This window comes from Kaistia nematophila (genome assembly GCF_026343855.1).
GTDB classification, from domain to species: Bacteria; Pseudomonadota; Alphaproteobacteria; order Rhizobiales; family Kaistiaceae; genus Kaistia; species Kaistia nematophila.
The window spans coordinates 356,740-369,963 of the sequence record NZ_JAPKNK010000003.1 but is presented as its reverse complement, the minus strand read 5'-3'; the positions used below and the strand labels follow the sequence as shown (position 1 = coordinate 369,963).

At 68.3% G+C, this 13,224-nt stretch carries 13 protein-coding genes; 8 read left to right on the top strand and 5 right to left on the bottom strand.

The features are described 5' to 3' along the window. Positions 1 to 3: 3 nt before the first annotated feature. The 6 genes from OSH07_RS10210 to OSH07_RS10185 are packed head-to-tail and all read left to right on the top strand — an operon-like array spanning position 4 to position 5,562. Positions 4 to 1,074: a phosphoenolpyruvate carboxykinase (ATP) gene (locus OSH07_RS10210; RefSeq protein WP_266338526.1), complete on the top strand. Its 1,071-nt coding sequence runs from the start codon at positions 4 to 6 to the stop codon at positions 1,072 to 1,074. Beyond that, positions 1,071 to 1,871, top strand: coding sequence for a glycosyltransferase family 2 protein (locus OSH07_RS10205; protein WP_266338525.1), 801 nt, complete (start codon positions 1,071 to 1,073; stop codon positions 1,869 to 1,871). Before OSH07_RS10210 ends, OSH07_RS10205 begins: the two co-directional genes overlap by 4 nt. After that, complete coding sequence (locus OSH07_RS10200; RefSeq protein WP_266338524.1) at positions 1,868 to 2,617, top strand: glycosyltransferase family 2 protein; 750 nt, start codon at positions 1,868 to 1,870, stop codon at positions 2,615 to 2,617. Before OSH07_RS10205 ends, OSH07_RS10200 begins: the two co-directional genes overlap by 4 nt. A gap of 1 nt (position 2,618) precedes the next feature. Further along, positions 2,619 to 3,419: a glycosyltransferase family 2 protein gene (locus tag OSH07_RS10195; RefSeq protein ID WP_266338523.1), complete on the top strand. Its 801-nt coding sequence runs from the start codon at positions 2,619 to 2,621 to the stop codon at positions 3,417 to 3,419. A 14-nt stretch (positions 3,420 to 3,433) separates the two neighbouring features. Continuing rightward, on the top strand, positions 3,434 to 4,117 hold the full coding sequence (locus OSH07_RS10190; protein WP_266338522.1) for a glycosyltransferase family 2 protein: 684 nt from the start codon (positions 3,434 to 3,436) through the stop codon (positions 4,115 to 4,117). After that, complete coding sequence (locus OSH07_RS10185) at positions 4,117 to 5,562, top strand: nucleotidyltransferase family protein (RefSeq protein WP_266338521.1); 1,446 nt, start codon at positions 4,117 to 4,119, stop codon at positions 5,560 to 5,562. The genes OSH07_RS10190 and OSH07_RS10185 overlap by 1 nt, the downstream gene beginning before the upstream one ends. A gap of 73 nt (positions 5,563 to 5,635) precedes the next feature. Here the strand turns inward: OSH07_RS10185 and OSH07_RS10180 are convergent, their stop codons facing one another. The 3 genes from OSH07_RS10180 to OSH07_RS10170 all read right to left on the bottom strand — a co-directional run bounded on the left by OSH07_RS10180 (position 5,636) and on the right by OSH07_RS10170 (position 8,589). Continuing rightward, a complete protein-coding gene (locus OSH07_RS10180; protein WP_266338520.1) occupies positions 5,636 to 6,859 on the bottom strand; it encodes an NAD(P)/FAD-dependent oxidoreductase in 1,224 nt (407 codons plus the stop codon). A 28-nt stretch (positions 6,860 to 6,887) separates the two neighbouring features. Then, entirely contained in the window at positions 6,888 to 7,217 is a 330-nt protein-coding gene (locus OSH07_RS10175; RefSeq protein ID WP_266338519.1) for a MocE family 2Fe-2S type ferredoxin, read from the bottom strand. A gap of 277 nt (positions 7,218 to 7,494) precedes the next feature. Beyond that, the gene (locus tag OSH07_RS10170) at positions 7,495 to 8,589 is read right to left on the bottom strand and encodes a fatty acid desaturase family protein (RefSeq protein WP_266338518.1); all 1,095 of its coding nucleotides are present in this window, start codon (positions 8,587 to 8,589) and stop codon (positions 7,495 to 7,497) included. A gap of 179 nt (positions 8,590 to 8,768) precedes the next feature. Here OSH07_RS10170 and OSH07_RS10165 point away from each other — a divergent pair, with 179 nt between their 5' ends. Together OSH07_RS10165 and OSH07_RS24445 are read left to right on the top strand one after the other, a co-directional pair. Continuing rightward, positions 8,769 to 9,806: a LacI family DNA-binding transcriptional regulator gene (locus OSH07_RS10165; RefSeq protein ID WP_266338517.1), complete on the top strand. Its 1,038-nt coding sequence runs from the start codon at positions 8,769 to 8,771 to the stop codon at positions 9,804 to 9,806. A 132-nt stretch (positions 9,807 to 9,938) separates the two neighbouring features. Continuing rightward, positions 9,939 to 11,045, top strand: coding sequence for an FUSC family protein (locus tag OSH07_RS24445; RefSeq protein WP_266338516.1), 1,107 nt, complete (start codon positions 9,939 to 9,941; stop codon positions 11,043 to 11,045). Here the strand turns inward: OSH07_RS24445 and iolB are convergent, their stop codons facing one another. Both iolB and iolE read right to left on the bottom strand, forming a co-directional pair. Beyond that, complete coding sequence (gene iolB, locus OSH07_RS10155; RefSeq protein WP_266338515.1) at positions 11,046 to 11,843, bottom strand: 5-deoxy-glucuronate isomerase; 798 nt, start codon at positions 11,841 to 11,843, stop codon at positions 11,046 to 11,048. It lies immediately after the preceding gene. Positions 11,844 to 12,044: 201 nt separating this feature from the next. Beyond that, a complete protein-coding gene (iolE, locus tag OSH07_RS10150; RefSeq protein WP_266338514.1) occupies positions 12,045 to 12,929 on the bottom strand; it encodes a myo-inosose-2 dehydratase in 885 nt (294 codons plus the stop codon). Positions 12,930 to 13,224: the final 295 nt, after the last annotated feature.

The window sequence follows — 13,224 nt, the reverse complement described above, 5'->3', positions numbered from 1 at the left end:
CCGATGCGGGGCGGCCCTGGAGGGGCGTGCGACCCTGCGGTTGTCGACAACAAGAGCCTGGCCGCGTTCTTCGATACGCTCTTTGAGCGGCTCGACGCGACGCCGGATGACCGGCTGCATGTGGCCGAGGTGACGCTCGGCGGCGTCGGGTTCAAGCTCCGCAGCAGCAATCGCGTCGTGCTCGACCGCTACCGCGACCGTTTGGTGACGCGTGGCGAGCCCATCGGGGAAGCGCGGCGGATCGACATCGTTGCCGCGTCCGAGATGGGCTGGCGCGCGGGCCTCTGGGCGGAACCCGACTGGCAGATGCATCATTTCGACGAGGCTGCCGATGTCGGCGGCTATGTCGCGACCTATCCCTATTTCGACCGGCAATGGATCGTGCGGCAGCGTCGGTCCGGCAATGCCGCCTATTTCCTCGACCATATGGATGATCTGCTGCCATGGGACAGCGGCGCCCCCGTCCGCGTTCCCCTGAACTGGGCGTTGCGGCAGGCGAGGCGTCGGATGATCCATGCCGGCAGCCTCGGCGTCGACGGCCAGGGGGTTCTGGTCGCCGGGCCGGGCGGGGCGGGAAAGTCCGGCACCACGCTCGCCGGCCTCGCGGGCGGGCTGCAGACGGTCGGCGACGACTATATCCTGCTCGATCAGGACGGGCCTCCGACGGTCCTGCCGCTCTATCGCCTGCTGAAGCAGGACGCGGCCGGGATCGCGCGCATTCCCGGTCTCGCGGACCGCCTCGGCGCGCTGTCGCCCAACTGGCAGGGCAAGTTCGAGTTCGATCCCGAGCGGGCCTTTCCGGGATGCATGGCGGATCGGCTGCGGATCGGCGCCATACTCCTGCCGGTCGTGGCGCGGCAGGAGCGCTCGACGATCGAGGCGGTGCCGCGGGCCGATGCCATCCGCTATCTGACCGATGCCCTGTTCGGGGAGTTCCAGTCCCGTTCGGCCGAGGATCTTCTGTTCCTGACCGGTCTCTCGATGCGGCTGCCGGTCTACCGGCTCCGGCTTTCCGAAGACCCCGTCGAGATCGCGGCGACCGTGCGGTCGGTGATCGCGGAGCACGCGCGATGACGTCGGCCAGCGTCGTCATGCCGGCCCGCGATGCGGCGCGCTTCATCCGCCCGGCACTCGACAGCCTCTCCGCCCAGACCTTTGCCGATTTCGAGGTCGTCGTCGTCGACGACGGTTCTCGGGACGATACGGCGCGGATCGTCGCCGATGCCGCGGTGCGGGACGGGCGGATCCGCCTGCTGCCGATCGCGCATGCGGGCGTCGCCGCCGCGCGCAATCACGGCGTTCGCGCGGCGAGGGGCGCGTTCGTCTCGTTCCTCGACGCCGACGATCTGTGGCGACCTGACCGCCTGGCGCGGCACGTCGCGTGGCTGGCGCGGGATCCGTCGACCGACGTGGTCGCCGGCGAGGTGCTCGTCTTCGAGGCGATCGGCGAGATGTTCGAGCCTGTGGCCGGATCGGCGCATGTCCGCCTTCGCAGCGTCAATCTCGGCGCCACGACGATGCGCGCTTCGGTCTTCGGCGCGATCGGCCTGTTCGACGAGGCGATGCGCTTTTCGGAGGACCTGGATTTCCTGCTCCGCATCCATGAGGGGGGCCTGCGTATCGGGGTCGAGAGCGAGGTGGCCCTGTTCCATCGCCGGCACGAGGCGAACATGACCAACGATGCCGGGGAAAACCGCCGCTTCATCCTGCAGGCGCTGCAGCGTTCCATGGCGCGGCGCCGCGCGAACGGCTATCGGCAGCCGGCGACGGAGTTTCCGCTCCAGACGCCGTTCGACCAGCTGGCCATGTCGCCCGCCGATGTCGGCCGCGGCGTCCCGGGCGGGCGCGCGAACGGGAAGGTCAGTTCATGAGTGAGTCTCCGCAGCTTTCGGTGATCATGCCCGCGTTTAACGGCGTGGCCTTCATCGAGCAGGCGATCGCTTCGGTGCTCGATCAGTGCGAGGTGCGGAGCGAGATCGTCGTCGTCGACGATGGGTCGGAGGACGATACCGCCGCCTGCGTCGACCGCCTCGCGCAACGGGATCGCCGGATCCTGCTGGTCCGCGGGGCGAGGGGCGGGGTGGCGACGGCGCGCAATCGCGGCCTCCACCGCGCGACGGCGCCCCTCGTCAGCTTTCTCGACCAGGACGACCTGAAGCCCGCCGGCGGGCTTATCCGGCACGTCGACCTTCTGAAGGCCGATCCGGACACGCAGGCGGTCGTCGGCGAGAGCGTCATGTTCGACCGGATCAGCGAGGGCGGCGACGTCACCGGCGGACGTCACCAGCGCATGCTGGCGACGCTGCTCGGCGCCGGGACGTTCCGGCGCAGCCTGTTCGCGCGGCTGGGCGCTTTCGCCAGCGATCTCGAGATGGGGAGCGACTACGACTTCTATCTCCGTATGATCGAGGCGGGCGTCGCGGTGACGATCGACGACGAGGTGGCGCTGCTGCACCGGCGCCATGGCGGCAATGCCAGCGGCGACCGGCCGGCGCTCAGCCGCGAGCTGCTCTACGTGTTCCAGCGGTCGGTGCAGAGGCGGCGGCAGAGCGGCCAGTCGGGGGCGCTGCGTCACCCCTTGCTCGACGCGATGCGGGCGCAGTGGCCCGGAGGCTAGGATGACGATGGATCGGCCCCGCGTCAGCGTCGTCATGCCGGCCTTCAACAGGGCCGACTATGTCGCCGAGGCGCTCCGCTCGCTCCAGACAGAGCCGGGAATCGACGCCGAGATCCTCGTCGTCGACGATGGCTCGACCGATGGCTGCGATGCCGTCGTGGCCGCTATCGCGGCGGCCGATCCGCGCGTCCGCCTGATCCGGCAGGACCATCGCGGCGTCTCGGCCGCGCGCAATGCCGGCCTCGCCGCCGCGACGGGCGAATTCCTGACCTTTCTCGATTCCGACGATGTCAGCGCCCCTGGCCGGATCCTGCGCCAGGTGACCAAGCTCGCCGCACGGCCCGACATCGCCGCCGTCGTCGGGCAGCGCATCTATTTCAACGACATGACCGCAGACTTCCAGCCGAGGGAAGGCTCGCTCTGGGAGCAGAAGCTCGACATCTGCCTCGCCAGTGCCGTCTTCCGCCGCTCGACCTTCGAGCGTTTCGGCGGCTTCGACGAGGCGCTCACCTATGGCGAGGACATCGATTTCTATTTCCGCCTGTTCGAAGCGGATAGCCGCTTCATCATCGAAATCGACACCGCGATCTACTACCGGCGCCACGCCGGCAACATGACGAACGACCGCGACGCGATGCACAGGGCCTGTCTGAAGGCCTATCACAATTCGATGCTGCGCCGCCGCGCGACCGGGCGCACGCGCCGGCTCGACGTCTTCTTCTTCCGGCAGTTCGATCGTGAAACCGAATTCGGCGGCTGCCAGGAGACGCCGGCGCCGGCGGCAGCCACTTTCAATTCCTGACGGGACAGCGGGTCATGACGAGCCAGTACACGGTGATCATCCCGGCCTTCAACGCCAGCCGGACCCTTGCCGATTCCGTCGCTTCGCTGCGGAGCCAGACCGCCCCGCCGGCGCGCGCGCTGCTGGTCGATGACGGTTCGACGGACGGCACCGGCGATCTCGCCCGCGAGCTCGGCCTCGAAGTCATCCGCCAGGAAAACCAGGGGCCCGGCGCCGCCTGCAACCATGCGCTGGTCCAGGTCGAGACGCCGGTCGTCGCCTACCTCGATGCCGATGACATCTGGCTGCCGGAAAAGGCGGCGTCGCAGCTGGCGAACCTCGAGGATCAGGCCGATCTCGATGGCGTCTTCGGCCATCTCCGCGTCTTCTTCCACGGCCAGCCGGTAGCGCCGGATGGGCGGGTGCACGAGGGCTGGGGGCGGACGACGATGATGATCCGGACGGCCAGCGCCCGGGCGGTCGGGCCGATCTTCGATCCGCCGGGCGGCGGTCGGGGCGACATGGTCGACTGGATCGCGCGCGGGCGGGAGATGGGGCTGCGGTTCCATATGTCGCCGGAGGTGGTGGCGCTCCGGCGCGTCATCCCCGGCAGCATGAGCTATGGCCGCGACGGGCGGGACATCGGTTATCTGGAGATCGCCAAGCGCGCGCTGGCCCGCCGCCGCGCCGCGCTCGACGGCGGCGGGGGTGGCGACTGATGGCCTGGAGACGCGAACGAAGCTGGCCCGACGGCTATGTCCATCTTCTGCTGCAGGCCGTTCTGGCGCCGGAAGCGCAGGCGAAGGCGGCCTGGCAGGCCTGGCAGGCCCGGCGGAACTTCGACGACATCGTCTGGACGGAGATGCGGCTGCTCGCGTCGCTCTCGGTCCGCCTGCCGCAACTCGATCCCGAAACGCCGCTGCGCCCGCGCATCGACGGTCTGACCAAGCAGCTCTGGACCAAGACACAGCTCAGCCTGCGCGAGACGGCGTCGGCCTTCGACCGGCTCGCGGCCGACCGCATTCCCTTCCTCGTCTTCAAGGGCGGCGCGCAATATGCCGAAGGCCTCGCCGCGGCGACGCGCCGGATCATGGGCGACGTCGATATCCTGGTGCGGCCGGAAGATACGGTGCGCGCGCTCGATTCGCTGGCGGCGGATGGCTGGACGGCGACCAATGGCGAGTCGTTCGAATATCTGCGCGAACTCGCCAATGTCCGCTTGAGCGGCAATTTCAAGAAGGGCGAACGCGGCGAGATCGACCTGCACAATTCGCCCTTCCACTTCGCCCGCATCCAGCCGCTCCTGGACGAGGCGATGTGGCGGTCGGCGCAGAATGCGAAGCTGGCGCTGCGGCCGATCCTGGTCCCCGCGCCGACAGACGCGACGCTGCTGCTTCTTGCCCATTCCGCCACGAGCGAGAGCGGCGACTGGGCGATCGACCTCGCGGCCCGAATCGACCGGCAGGCGATCGACTGGGCGCTGCTGGCGTCGATGGCGCATCAGCGCGGCCTCGTGCCGGCCTGCCTGGCGGGCCTGCGATATGCGCGGCAGGAACTGTCGCTGCCGGTTCCCGACGCGGCGCTGGCGGCGATGGCGTCCCGTCCGGCGCCCTTCGGCGAGCGGCTCAAATACTGGTCCAACGTGCGCGACCGCAGCGATCGAAATCTCTTTGAGAAAGCCGGCAACCGTCTCGCAGACCGGCTGCTCCGCCATCAGGGCTTTTCGCTCATCGTCAAGGACCGGCGCGCCATCACGGTAACGCGGCCGCGTATCCCGTTTCGCTGGCTGCTCGGCCTGGCCAAGCCCGTCGAGGGCCTGCCGGACGGCCGCTCGCTGCTGCACACGCTGACATTGCGCCAGCCGCGCCGGAGCCTGATCCTGAAGCTGACGCTCGAAGCGCCGGCCATGTCTCGGCGGCTGTTCTTCGACATCACCTGCAACGGGGTCGCCATCGCCCGGCTGCGCAGCCGCGCCGGCGGGCGCGGCGCGGGCAGGGAGGTGTCGCGGACCTTCCACCTGCCGCTGCCGAACGGACTGGTCGGCGACATCTCGGTCGCGATCAACGCCCGACCCGTGCGCTTTATTCCGCCCGATGCGACCGACCGCGAAGCTGCCGCCCTTGGGCCGACGCCATTCCAGCTCGCGGGCGTCTGGACGGCGTAGGGCGGTTTCGGGCCAAGGGGATGCCGGTTCGCGTGAAGAAACGCGATCTGGCAAGGCGTCAGGGTCGAGCGTCTCAGCCGGCCAGCAAAGCCTTGAGCTTCACATCTGGATCGGCCAGCGCGGCCCGGTCGGGATGCGCGCGCCTTGCGATCAGCATCTCGGCCAGCCGGACGTCCCTGGCGATCTTGCCGTTCGGGCCGATCGCGCTGGCCGCGACCAGGCGGCCTTTGCCCGCGAGATGAAAATCGAGCCGGGCGCCGTCGCCGAGATCGCGTGAGATCGTTTCCTCCCCCTCGTCGGGGAGGCCGGCGATCTGCAGTGTCAGCTCGTATTGATCCGACCAGAACCACGGCACGGCGTCGTAGTCGTCGCTGCCGCCCAGCATCGCCCGCGCCGCCGCATTGCCCTGGTCCTGCGCGTTGCGCCAGGCTTCGAGCCGCAGCCGCCGGCCGTCATAGAGCGGATGCGGGAACGAGCAGCAGTCGCCGGCGGCGAAGATGTCCGGGTCCAGGGTCGCGAGCCTCCCATCGACCGCGACGCCATTGTCGATGGCGAGCCCGGCGCGTTCGGCGAGGCCGGTTTCGGCGACCGCGCCGATACCGGCGACGATGCCGTCGCAGACGATCCGCTCGCCGGTCGAAAGCTGGATGACGTGCCGCTCTTCCTCGACCTCGATCCGCTCGATGCCGGTGCCCGTCAGCAGCCGCACGCCGGCCGCCTCGTGCCGCGCCGCCATGACGCTGGCGATCGCCGCCGGCACCGCGCGGGCGAGCAGGCGTGGCGCCAGTTCGATCAGCGTCACCTCCGCGCCGCGAGCGCGGGCGGAAGCGGCGAGTTCGAGGCCGATGAAGCCGCCGCCGATGATGACGATCCGCGCGCCCGGCGCGAGGCGGGAACGGAGCGCGCGGGCCTCGTCGAAGCTGCGCAGGTAGAGGATGCTCTCCGGCGTCGCGCCGGCAACGGCAAGCTTTCGCGCCCGGGCGCCGGTGGCGATCAGCAGGCGGTCATAGCGGAGCCGTTCGCCATCGGAGAGATCCACCATGTGGGCGGCGCGGTCGATCGCCGTGACGGCCCGGCCGCCGAGATGGGCGATGCCGTGCTCGTCGAGCCGCTCGGGCGTCAGGATATAGGCGGCCTGCGGCTCGTCCGCGTCGGTCAGCGCCGCCTTGGAGAGCGGCGGGCGCTCATAGGGGCTGTGCGGCTCGTCGCCGAGGATCGTTATTCTGCCCGCAAAGCCGTTCTCGCGCAGCGCCATGGCGGCGCGCGCGCCGGCCTCGCCCGCACCGATCACGACCATCGTCTCCGCTGGCGCGCCCGTCATCGTTTCAGACCAGGCCGAGGAAGACTTTGCCGCCGTCGAGCTTGACGGGATAGGTCTTCAGGTTGACGCAGACCGGCGCGCCCTTGGCCTGGCCGGTGCGGTAGTCGAAGCGGCCATTGTGCTTCGGGCATTCGATGATGTGGTCCATGACCAGGCCATCGGCGAGATGGATCTGTTCATGCGTGCAGAGGCCGTCGGTGGCGAAATACTCGTCGTCGGGCGAGCGGTAGATCGCATAGGTGCGGCCGTCATGGTCGAAGCGGATGACGTCCTCCTCGTCGATCTCGTCGGCGTCGCAAGCCTCGATCCAGCGGGCGGCCGTGGTGGTGTTCATGAATGGTCTCCTCGGTTGTTCTGTCGTTCGGCTGGTCGCAGGGTTTTCGAAAGACCCTCACCCCAGCCCTCTCCCGCTTGCGGGAGAGGGGGCGCATCCAGCCCGGGCTTTCGGCCGCTGCCGTTCTTGCTCGATCGTCGGGCCGGCGAGCCGGCGGAAAAGCCCTCGCCCGCTTGCGGGAGAGGGTTGGGCGAGGGGCTTGCTTCCTTCAGAAGCCTTCCACCCTCAACATGCTGAGGAGGGCCGAAGGCCCGCCTCGAAGCACGCACGGCGTTGCCTACTCCGCCGGCACTGCCGACACGAACTGCGTGCCGTGGTTGTGCGGCACGGCCTTTGCCGGATCGGGCAGTTGCCGGCGGACGAAATAGCCGGGTTCGCGGACCTGGCGCAGCAGCGCCGGGATGATCTCGGCATAGGCCTCGCGCAGGCCGTTATAGGGCCGTGGGCAATCGTCCTTGATGGCGGCGTGCAGCTTCGGCAGCGCGTGATAGGGCACCATCGGGAACATGTGGTGTTCGACGTGGTAGTTCATGTTCAGATAGAGGAAGCGGTAGACCGGGTTCATGTAGACCGTGCGGCTGTTGAGCCGGTGGTCGAGCACGTCTTCGTCGAGGCCGGCATGCTGCGTCAGGCCGAAGATGATGGTGAAGAAGCCGCCATAGAGCGTTGGCAACCCGATGAACATCGCCGGCAGGATCGAGCCGATCGCGACGCACCAGATCGCGACAGCGGCGAAGATCGCCAGATAGAGCCGCGCCACCCAGTAGACCTTCGAGCGCTCCATCTCGGGGATGTAGGTCAATTCCTCGTCGGTCAGCCTTCCCGCCGCGTGCAGGAACAGCTTCCTGAAAGCGGCATAGGTGCTCTTCAGCGCGAAGACATTGAGCAGCAGGCCGAGGATATCCGGCGGGCGCGGCACGGCGATCTCGGGGTCGCGGCCGACAATGATCGTATCGGTGTGGTGGCGGGTATGGCTCCAGCGCCAGACGGTCGGCTCACGCAGGATCATGAAGCAGGCGATGTGATAAACGACGTCGTTCATCCAGCGCGTCTTGAAGGCGGTGCCGTGGCCGCATTCGTGCCAGCGCGAATCCGAGGCCGAGCCGTAGAGCACGCCATAGACGAGGAAGAACGGCGCCGCCCACCACGAGCCCCAGAGCAGGTAGCCGCCGAGGCCGGAAAGGAAGAGCGCCGCGAACCAGATCGCCGTGTCGCGCAGCGCCGGGCCGTCGGAGCGTTTCATCAGCTCCTTCAGTTCCTTGCGGGTGATCGGGCACTGATACCACTCGGCCGCCGCGAGGCCGTTTTCCTCGGCCCGCTTCGTGTCGCGTCCGACCAGGGAATAGTCGCGCCGAACCGTCTCGGTGGTCATTCCGTTCCTCCGCCGCATCGCGCTTTTGAGCCGTTCCGCGTGCGGAGGCGCGCCTTTGATGTCTGGAACGAGTCTAGACCCCGCCTGTTTCAAGCTCAATCGCGCGATGATAGAATCTCTCACGAAAGCTCAAGGATGCAGCGAGGCTTCATGATAGAAACTATCAGGATTGGACGAGCATGGACGGCGTGAACCGGCCGACGATCCGCGACCTCGCCGAAGCCGCCGGCGTCGGCGTCGCCACCGTTGATCGCGTGCTGAACCGGCGCGCGCCGGTGAAGCGCGAGACGGCCGAGCGCGTGCTCGCCGCCGCCGAGGCGATCGGCTATCACGGCACCGGCCTGCTGAAGCGGCGGCTGGAGGAAACCGCGCCGGACCGCAGCTTCGGCTTCCTGCTGCAGCGTCGCGCCGATGCCTTCTTCCAGGAGATGGCGGCGGCGCTTTCCGCCGCGACCCGCGCCGCTCCGGGCGTGCGCGGCAAGCCGGTCGTCGAGTTCGTCGAGGACATCTCGGCCGGCACGGTGGCGGAAAAGCTGCTGGCGCTCGGTGCCCGCGTTGATGCGCTCGCCGTCGTCGCCGCCGACCATCCGAAAGTGACGGAAGCGGTCGAGCGACTCGCCGCTCGCGGCGTCGGCGTGATGACGCTGCTCTCCGAACTGTCGGCACCGGGGCGGATCGGCCATGTCGGCATCGATCACCGCAAGGCAGGGCGCACCGCCGCCTGGGCCGTCTCGCGGCTGGTGCGGCAGGCGGGTAGCGTCGGCAGCTTCGTCGGCAGCCATCGCTTTGTCGGCCATGAGCTCGCCGAGAGCAGTTTTCGCGCCTATTTTCGTGAGCATGCGCCCGCGTTCCGCCTGCTCGAGCCGCTCGCCAATCTGGAGGATCCGCATCTCGCGCATGAGGGCACGCTCGAATTGCTGAAGCGCAATCCGGATCTCGTCGGCATCTATGTCGCCGGCGGCGGCATGGCCGGTCTCGTCACGGCGCTGCGCGAGGCGGGCGCGGAGCGCCGCGTCGTCGCCGTCTGCAACGAACTGGTGCCGGAAACGCGCGCGGCGCTGGTCGACGGCGTTCTCGACGCGGTGATCGCGACGCCGGTCCGGGCGCTTGCCGAGCGGGCGGTGGAGATCCTGACCCGCGCGACGACGCGCCGGGCGGGGGAGGGCGACAACCGTGTCCTGCTGCCCTTCGAACTCTATGTGGCGGAGAATGTCTGAGGTGGCGGGCGGCGATCCGCGCCTCTAGAGTGGCGCGGCGTCGCGACCCGGAAAAGCCGCATCGGCTCACCAGGGTCGAAGGTCTCCGTGATCGGAGGTCGCTTCGGTTCGTTTCGGGAACAGGTGACCCGCGTGCCAGTCCATCGCCTTCTGCGCGCCCGGATCCCGGTGCGGCGCTACAGCCAGGAAATGTTCGCCTTCCGCCGCGGCGACATCCGGCCGGAGACGGTCATCGCCTGCATGCCGGCGATGGCGATCTGCCTCGCCGCCGGAATCTTCCTCGGCCGGCCGGATTATGGCCTGGTCGCGGCCAGCGGCGCCTTCTCGGTCGGCTTCGGCGCCTTCCAGCGCTTCACGGCGGTGCGCGCCGCGCCGATGCTCTTCGCCATGGTCGGGATGACCTTCGCGGCGTGGCTCGGTTCCTTCTCCGGCGGCTACCTGCCGCTGATGATCCTGTTCTCGGCCGTCGCCGGCGCGCTCTGCGGCGGCGCCAACGCGGCCGGCCCGGCCGCGTGGTGGATCACGCTGCAATGGGCGATCGCCTTCTTCGTCGCCGACGCCTATCCCGCCGACATGATGGGCGCGCTCGGCCGTGCGGGCCTCGTCTTCACGGGCGGCGTGCTGCAGATCGTGCTGGTGACGACCGCCTGGGTGCTGGTCGGCAAGTCGGCCATCATCCGCGAGCATGACGGCACCGAGCGCTGGCAGGACCTGTTCGCCGTGATGGGGCACCGCCTCACCGGCCATTCCGACACGCTGCGGATCGCCGTCGCGACCGCCATCCTCGCCGTGCTGACGATGCTGTTGACCAAGACGGCGCATATCCCGAACGGCTACTGGATCCCGGTCACGGCGCTGATCATCCTGAAGCCGCAATCCGACAAGACGGTCGAGCGCGTCGTCTTCCGCATCTGCGGCACGGTCGCCGGCGCCGGCATCGCCACGCTCATCGCCGCCGTGCTGCGGCCGGACGAGAGCCTGCTGGCGGTACTGGTGGTCGGGCTCGCGGGGCTCGCCTATTCGATGCAGCGCTCCGGCTATGCTGCCTTCGTCGCCAGCGTCACCGCCTGCGTCGCCTTCCTGGTGTCGCTCGCCGGCCTGCCGGAGATCGAGGTCGTCAAGCACCGCATCATCGCGACGGTGATCGGCGGCCTGCTGGCGCTGGTGACGGCGGTCGGCGTCGAGGCCTGGGACCGCTACGCGCGGCGAGGCACGCAGCCGCCGGCCGCCGAGGGCTAGCTAGTCTTTCAGCAGCCATTCATGCTCGGGCGCGTTGTGGAACTTCCACGTCCGCGTCGGCCCGGCCATGACGTTGAGATAATAGAGGTCGTAGCCGTGGATGGTGGCGCAGGGGTGATATCCCCTCGGCACCAGCGTCACCACGCCATCCTCGATCAGCATCGTCTCGTCGAGCGAGCGGTCGTCGGTATAGACGCGCTGGAAAGCGAAGCCCTGCGGCGGGTTGAGGCGATGGTAGTAGGTCTCCTCCAGCAGCGATTCCGCCGGCAAATTGTCGGTGTCGTGCTTGTGCGGCGGATAGCTCGAGGTGTGGCCGCCGGGCGTGATCACCTCGACCACGAGCAGCGAATCCGCCTTCGCCGTCTCCGGCAGGATGTTGGTGACATGGCGCACATTGGTGCCGCGCCCGCGCGTCTCGTGCTCCATCTTTTCCGGCCGGATATGGCGCGGCGGCAGGTTGCCGCCGGTTGAGGGCGCCGAGCAGACGGCGAGCGTCACCTCGGTCGTCGCCGTCACCATCCAGTCGTGCTCGGCCGGCACATAGACCGCATGCGGCTTGCCGTCGAAGGGCGACATGCGTTCGCCCAGGATGTTGAAATCGACATCTTCGACGATGATGCGCGCCTTGCCGGAAACCAGCACCAGGCAGACTTCGCGGTCGTTGGTATTGGCCTGCGCCATCTCGCCCGGCGCCAGCTGGTAGAGATCGAAGCCGACATGCGACCAGCCCGCCGATTGCGGCGTGACATGGATGGTCTGGCCCCTGGTTCCGGCCGGCTTGACGAGAAGATCTGCCATGAAGGTCTCCGATATGTCCGCGCTCAGCATATGGACTGTGCTGTTCTTCACCTCTCCCACGGGGAGAGGTCGACGGCCGCAGGTCGGCGGGTGAGGGGTTGAGGCCTCACCCGATAGATCGCAACCCCTCACCCGGAGCTTCGCTCCGACCTCTCCCCATGGGAGAGGTGAAGGCAGGGTGAGGCCTTTCGGATCGGGCGTCTACCGCTTCAATCCGGCAGCATCGATGAACCGGTTGAGGTTGTCGAACCCCATCTTCACATAGCGGGCGGGCGGCGCCTTGACGGGGTCCTGCTCGGCCTCGATGACGATCCAGCCGGAATAGTCCGGGATCTCCCTGAACACCGCGACATAGTCGATCGCGCCGTCGCCCGGCACCGTGTAGACGCCGTTGAGAACGCTATCGAGGAACGACCAGTCCTCGGCCGCCGCCTGCTTCGCGACGTCAGGGCGGACGTCCTTGGTGTGGACATGGGCGATACGGTCGCGATAGTGCCGCGCCAGCCGGGCCGGGTCGCCGCCCGCCCAGGTGATGTGGCCGGTATCGAGCAGCAGCTTCACCGCCGGGCCGGTGGCCTCCATCATCCGGTCGACCTCCGCTTCGGTCTGGATCACCGTGCCCATGTGGTGGTGATAGACCAGCGTCAGTCCCTCGCGGGCGAGGTAGTCGGCGAGTTCGGTCAGGCGCGTGGTGAAGCGACCCCATTCGACTTCGCTCATGACCGGCCGCGTCGAAAGCGGCGCCGACTGGGTGCCGTGGATGGTGCGGGTGCATTCCGCCGCGATGAACACCTTGCAGCCGAACGCCTTCAAGAGGTCGATATGGGCGCGGGCCTGCTTCAGTTCCTCCTCGGCGTCGCGTTCGATCAGGAAGGTCGAATACCAGCCGCCGACGAGGTCGAGCCCGTGCGCGGCGAGGATCGGCCGCAGGGCGTCGGCTTCGCGCGGGAACTTGTGGCCGAGTTCCATGCCTTCGATGCCGATGGCCTTCGCCTCCGACAGGCATTGCTCGAGCGAGATGTCGCCGCCGATGTCCTGCTTGTCGTCGTTGGACCAGCAGATCGGATTGGCGCCGATGCGGATCATGGGGTGTTCCTCGTTATGTTCGGTTCGGTCTGTCTAATGTCCCGCCGAGCGAGGCGGGGGCCTGTTTCTTGAGGTGAAGAAGAGGAGAGCCTTCAGATCGTTCACGTTTCCTCCGCCGTCATCCCGGGCAAGCGAAGCGCGACCCGGGATCCATCTCTCGGCGTGTTGCCAGCGGATGGATGGATCCCTGCTTCCGCAGGGATGACGACCGAGGATGGGTCCAACGCTCGCCGTCATCCCGGAACGTCTCTTCTCATCCCGCGATACTCTCTTCTGCACCTCTCCCTGAGGGAGA